The organism is Roseibium salinum, assembly GCF_026240905.1.
Classification (GTDB): domain Bacteria; phylum Pseudomonadota; class Alphaproteobacteria; order Rhizobiales; family Stappiaceae; genus Roseibium; species Roseibium salinum.
On record NZ_JAPEVI010000003.1, the window covers coordinates 4,659,673 to 4,665,934 of the forward strand.

General features: G+C 61.1%; 4 protein-coding genes. 3 read left to right on the forward strand and 1 reads right to left on the reverse strand.

Going from position 1 to position 6,262, the window contains the following annotated elements:
- Positions 1-10 precede the first annotated feature (10 nt).
- Complete coding sequence (locus tag ON753_RS26110; RefSeq protein ID WP_265966926.1) at positions 11-538, reverse strand: acyl carrier protein; 528 nt, start codon at positions 536-538, stop codon at positions 11-13.
- A gap of 100 nt (positions 539-638) precedes the next feature.
- Here ON753_RS26110 and ON753_RS26115 point away from each other — a divergent pair, with 100 nt between their 5' ends.
- Genes ON753_RS26115 through fabD form a run of 3 tightly spaced genes read left to right on the forward strand, consistent with a single transcriptional unit; the run spans position 639 to position 6,252 of the window.
- Complete coding sequence (locus tag ON753_RS26115) at positions 639-2,273, forward strand: cyclic peptide export ABC transporter (RefSeq protein ID WP_265966927.1); 1,635 nt, start codon at positions 639-641, stop codon at positions 2,271-2,273.
- Between the two features lie 2 nt (positions 2,274-2,275).
- Positions 2,276-3,925 (forward strand): ATP-binding cassette domain-containing protein, encoded by a 1,650-nt coding sequence (locus ON753_RS26120; RefSeq protein ID WP_265966929.1) that lies wholly within the window; start codon positions 2,276-2,278, stop codon positions 3,923-3,925.
- On the forward strand, positions 3,922-6,252 hold the full coding sequence (fabD, locus tag ON753_RS26125; RefSeq protein ID WP_265966930.1) for an ACP S-malonyltransferase: 2,331 nt from the start codon (positions 3,922-3,924) through the stop codon (positions 6,250-6,252). The genes ON753_RS26120 and fabD overlap by 4 nt, the downstream gene beginning before the upstream one ends.
- Positions 6,253-6,262: the final 10 nt, after the last annotated feature.

The following is a 6,262-nucleotide window of genomic DNA, read 5'->3' on the forward strand; positions in this document are numbered from 1 at the left end:
CTACACGAGTTCAGGCTTGTGAACGTTCCGCAACCTTCTTTGCCACGGCCTGCTCGATCTGTTCGAGGCTGACCATGACGCCACCGGTCATTTCCTGCTCGGTGAACTTTATGTCGAATTCTTTTTCCAGAAACCGGATCAACTGTATATACCCGAAGGAATCCACCACCCCCTCCTTGAAGAGGTCGGAAGTCTCCGGGAACGTCTCGTCGAATTCAATCAGAAATTGATCTTCGATGAAATCGCGAATTTTACCCTTGGCCACGGGATACTCCTGACGCGGTCGCCGGTACTGGTGCCAAGGCTGTCCAAAGACGCGCCCCGCTTCACCCGGTCGACTGAACTTCCACGGTATCCAAAGGATCGCACAAGGGACAGTCCTTTCAAGGTAAAACACGGATTTTTCTAAAGGAAACTTTTCGGAAAAAACGATGGTTGACGCTGTTCTTCTGCTTGCGCGCATCGGGCCGCGCGAATAGCATTCGGGCCGTGGCTGATTGGAAAATACATTTTGACCAGTAGTTGCCAGGGCGGACATTCCGGCGCTGCCGCAGCGCAGCAGTCGCGAGTCGCGCACGGTAAGGTAGGTACCCCATCGGGGACCATTCCGGGGGAATAACCACCACGATGGATGTTAAATGAACATACTCCGCCTGATCAGAGGTGGGCCGCCTGCCAGCCGTCGTTTCATCTTCGTCATAACCGGCCTGTCAGGGCTTGGAAATGCCGGTCTGGTCGGTCTCATCAATCAGGCCGCCGAGCAGTCGCTGCTTGGCCAGGAAATCAGTCTTCAGCTTCTGATTGTCTATTTGCTGACCCTCGCCTTCTTCCTTGTGTCCAACCGGACCTCCCTGCAGCACGCAAACCGCTTCGTGCAGGCTCGGCTGGAGGCGACGCGCCGGCGCGTCGTCAGCAAGATCAGGAAGGTCGACCTGCGGACCCTGGAGCGGATGGGCGAGGGCGATGTCTACCTGACCGTCGCCCAGGAGACGGATCACCTCTCCCAGACACTGCCGCTCATCATCGGTGCCGCGCAAAGCGCCGTTCTGCTGCTGTCCCTCCTTGCCTATGTTGCAGTGCTGTCGCTGGTCTCCTTTGCGGTGGTGACCGCGTTCCTTGCCCTTGGCATCATGGTCTTCCTCAACCGCCAGAAGGCGCTGACCGGATATCTGACCGAAGTGCATGTCCATGAGGCCGGGCTGATCGACAACCTGTCCCATTTCACGCTCGGCTTTCAGGAAATCCGGCTGAATGCCGACAAGAACGATGCGCTGTTCGCGCATTTCAGCGAACGGACCGGAGAGCTGAAGGAGGTCGTTCTGCGCGACGGCGCGCGGTGGGTGACGCTGCTGCAGTTCAGCAATGCCTTCATCTTGCTTCTGGTCGGAGTGGTCGTGTTCGTTCTGCCGATATTCTTCGGCGGCTACACCGATACGATCTACAAGATCATGGCCGTCAGCGTCTTCGCCGTCGGCCCGATGGCGGCGGTGACGTCGGTGATCCGGCTCATCGGGCGCGCGGAGGCGGGGCTCGGTCACGTGTTCGACCTGGAACGGCGCCTCGACGAGGGGCTTCCAGCGAAGACCGGGAAATCCCCGCGGGAAAACTCGCCCTTCCGGAGCTTCTCCTCCATCGAGCTGACCAAGGCGACTTTCCGGTATGTCGACAGCGAAGGCATGATCACCTTCACCGCCGGCCCGCTGAATTTCAGCCTGAACCGAGGCGAGATCGTCTTCATGACCGGCGGCAACGGCAGCGGAAAATCTACCGTGCTGAAGATGCTTTGCGGGCTATACGTGCCCGACTCCGGTCTGCTGACATGCGACGGCGTGGAGATCAGGAAGGAAAACCGCCAGGAGTTCCGCGAGATCTTTTCCGCCATCTTCACTGACTTTCACCTCTTCGATCGCCCCTTCGGCCTCGAGCACGTCGAGCAGGAGGAGGTCGAGCGCCTGATCGAACGCATGGAATTGAGCGACAAGGTGGGTTTCGAGAAGGGCAGGTTCACCACACGCGATCTGTCGACCGGGCAGCGCAAGCGACTGGCAATGATCCTGTGCATGCTGGAGGACCGCGAAGTCTACATTTTCGACGAATGGGCCGCGGATCAGGACAGCCATTTCCGGGACGTATTCTACCGGGAAATGCTGCCCGACTTCAAAGCGCGCGGCAAAACGGTCCTCGCCGTCACCCATGACGACAGATACTGGGACTGCTGCGACCGGCGGGTTTCCCTCGACCTCGGCACCATCGTGCCGACTGGAGCTGCCTGACCATGGTGCTGGCCGATTTCATCAGGGAGGCGGAACCGAGACAGCTTCGGGCAATGCTGGGGCTCACGCTGGTCGCGGGGCTGGCGAACGCGTCGCTGATCATTATCGTCACGAATGTCGCCGAGACGGTGTCCTACGGGCTGCGGCCCAGCCTTCTGCACTGGATAACGTTCCTGATAGCCTTCGGGCTCTACTACTTCGCCAACCAGATTGCGTTGGTCCGTTCCATGGAGGTCATCGAGGACCTCTTGAACCGCAAGCGGCTGGGGATCGCCGACAAGCTGCGCAAATCGGAACTGCTGGTTGCCGACAGCCTCGGCCGCGGCCGGCTCTACAATCTCGTGGCAAAGGAAACCAACCACCTGTCGGTCACCTTTCCGCTGGTCGTCGATGCGATTCAGCAGATGGTCCTGCTCGGCATCGCGCTTGTCTACCTTCTCTATCTGTCTCCGGCCGCGTTCGTGGTGTTTCTGGCGACGATCGGCATGAGCGCGCTCGGCTACAAGGTCATCGACCGGCGCTTTCGCGGCATCCTGGAGCTGGTCGAGCGCATGCAGGCACAGATGCTCGACGCGATCGTCGATATCCTCCGCGGCGCAAAGGAGCTGCGCCTCAACGCGGCCAAGAGCGAGGCGGTTGCCGCCGCCTACCGCAAGCGATCCGATGTCCTGGAAAGGCTGCTGGTGCGGTCGGTCGAGCACTGGGTGTCCCTGATCCTTCTGGGCAGCCTGTCCACGTTCCTGATGCTGGGCGTCGTGGCCTTCCTGTTCCCTGCCTATGTCACGGGACACAAGACGATCATATTCCAGCTGATCCCGGTGCTCCTGTTCTGCATGGGCACCTTGTGGAAGACGGTTGCCCAGTCGCCGATGTTCATCCGGGCGGAAGTCGGCCTGCAATCGATCCTGAAGATCGACGAGGAGCTCTCCGCGACCTCGAGCATTTCCCCGGACGAGGCCCGGCTTCATTCGAAGGCGTTTCTGGACTTCTCGACAATTTCCTTCAATGAAATCCAGTTCAGCTACGACAGGACCGACCCTGAAGCCTATACGGTCGGGCCTCTCAATCTGACCGTCTCGAGGGGAGAGGTCGTCTTTCTGGTCGGCGGCAACGGCAGCGGCAAATCCACTGCGCTCAGGATGATGACCGGGCTCTATCCGCTGCACTCCGGCTGGATCGGCGTTGATGATGCCGCCGTCGCCGGCAAGGCAGTGGCCGGCTATCGCGAGCTGTTCTCCTCGGTCTTCGTCGACTTCCATCTGTTCGACCGGCTTTACGGCCTGGAAGATATCGATCCAGGCAGGGTCAACCGGCTCATTGCCGAGATGGGACTGGCGGACAAGGTCTCGTTCGAGGACGGCAAGTTCAACCAGCTTCATCTGTCCACCGGCCAGCGCAAGCGCCTCGCCCTTATCGCCGCTGTCCTTGAGGACCGGCCCGTCTATATCTTTGACGAATGGTCGGCCGAACAAGACGTGCATTTTCGCGAATTCTTTTACAATTCCTTCATTCCAAATCTAAGAAGGGACGGGAAACTCGTTATCGCGACGAGCCACGACGAAAAGTACTGGAAAGTGGCGGACCGAATAGTCAAGCTCGATCTCGGCAGGATCGAATGGATCAAGAGCGGGTCCGAGTGGGAGGATCGATGAAGGCCTGCATGTTTCCGGGACAGGGCGCTCAGCGGATCGGCATGGGCGAAGGCCTGTTCTCCCGGTTCCAGGAAGAGGTAAGCCAGGCGGACGATATCCTGGGCTACAGTATTACGGCGCTCGTCCAGGACGGGCCGATGGAAAAGCTGAGCCAGACGGAATACACCCAGCCGGCGCTCTACGTGGTGAATTCACTCAAGTATCTCAGCTACCTGGCGGAAGGCGAAACACCTCCGGATATACTCCTGGGACACAGCGTATCGGAATATGTCGCCCTCTTTGCCTCGGGCGTGCTCGATTTCGCCGCCGGTCTGCGCCTCGTTGCCAAACGCGGTGCGCTGATGGCCGAGGCGCGCGGCGGCGGCATGGCGGCGGTCCTCGGTCTTGAAGCGGCGGCAATCGAGGAGCTGCTGAAGGAAAAGGCAATCGCCGACATCTTCCCCGCCAATTTCAACACGCCGAAACAGACCGTGCTTTCCGGCCGCAGGGAAACCATCGTCGAGGCGGAGCAGATGTTCCTGGAGGCGGGCGCGTCGCACTACAAGGTCCTGCCGGTCAGCGGGGCCTTTCATACGCCTTTCATGAACGAGGCCCGGGACCGCTTTGCCGAATTTGCGGCAGATGTCCCGTTCGGGACGCAGCAGGTGCCGGTCATTTCCAACGTCACTGCCCGGCCCCATGTGGACGGCCGTATCCGCGAGCGGATGATCGAACAGATCACCTCGCCGGTCCGCTGGAGCGAAAGTCTGCGGTATCTCATGGCGAGGGGCGTGGCGTTTTCCGATACGGTTGAGCTCGGGCCGGACGGCCCGCCGGTTGTCCGGCCGATGTTCAAGCGGACCGAACTGGAAGCCGACCCGCTCGATGCGGCGGAGCATGCAGCGGAAGAAGCCGTGACCGAAGGCGACGAGCCGGCCACTACCGATGCCCCGGCGGCTTCACCCGAGCGCCCCGCCAGAATGAACGGCGCGGCGTCTAACTTCGGCCGGTTCTCCATGGAAAAACTCGGCTCCCGCCCGTTCTGCGACCGTTTCGGTGCGCGCTATCCCTACGTCTCCGGCGCCATGTATCAGGGCATTGCTTCGGCGGACCTCGTCATCCGCATGGCGCGCTCCGGTCTTCTCGGGTTTTTCGGAGCGGCCGGTCTGCCGACTGCCGAGATCAGGGCGGCGATTGCCAGAATCAAGGCGGCCATCCCGCAGGAAGCGCCGTTTGGCGTCAATTTCATTGCCCATGTGAACCGCCCCTATCTGGAAGACGAATTGACCGACGTTCTCCTGGACGAAGGCGTGACGGTCGCCGAGGCTTCGGCTTTCATGGAAGTCACACCCGCGCTGGTGCGTTACCGGGCGAAGGGCTTGAAAAGGGAAAGCGGCGCGGTGCGGGCCTCGAACCGGATCATCGCGAAGATTTCCCGCCCGGATGTCGCGGCGCAGTTCCTGGCGCCGGCGCCGGAGCGGGTCGTCGCATCGCTGCTCGCCTCCGGCGCAATCACCGGCGAGGAGGCCGCCCTCTTGCGCGAAGTGCCGATGGCCGATGCGATTTGCGTGGAATCGGATTCCGGCGGCCACACCGACCAGGGCATGCCCTTCGCGCTCATTCCTCCGGTCCTCGGTTTGCGCGACGAGGCGGAAGCGCGATTTGCCTCGTTCGGACCGATTTTCGTCGGAGCGGGCGGCGGTATCGGCACGGCGGAGGCCGCCGCGGCCGTCCTGGTGCTGGGAGCGGACTTCATCGTCACCGGATCGATCAACCAGTGCACGGTGGAAGCCGGCACCAGCGATGCCGTCAAGGATCTCCTGGAAGGCATCAATGTCTACGACACCGCCTATGCGCCATCCGGCGAGATGTTCGAGCTTGGATCAAAGGTCCAGGTGCTGAAGAAGGGCGTCTTTTTCCCGGCCCGCGCCGAGAAGCTCGTCGGCCTCTATCGCCAGCATGACAGCCTGGACGGCATCGACGCGAAGCTGAAGGCACAGATCGAGGAGCGTTATTTCCGCCGCAGCTTCGACGAGGTGTTCGCCGATGTTGCCAAAAGCTATCCGGCCTCCGAAATCGAGCGAGCCGGACGCATGCCCAAGCACCGCATGGCCCTGGTGTTCAAGCGCTATTTTAAGGATACGACCAACTGGGCCCTTGCCGGCGACATGAATTACAAGGTGGATTTCCAGATCCACTGCGGCCCGGCGCAGGGGGCTTTCAACCAGTCCGCTCTGGGCCGTGAGTTTCCCTCTTGGCGCCAGCGGCATGCGGACGAGATCGGCCTTGCCTTGCTGGAGCAGACGGCGGATCTCCTCAATCGCCGCCTCTCGGTCATGATGGGATAGGGACCGGATC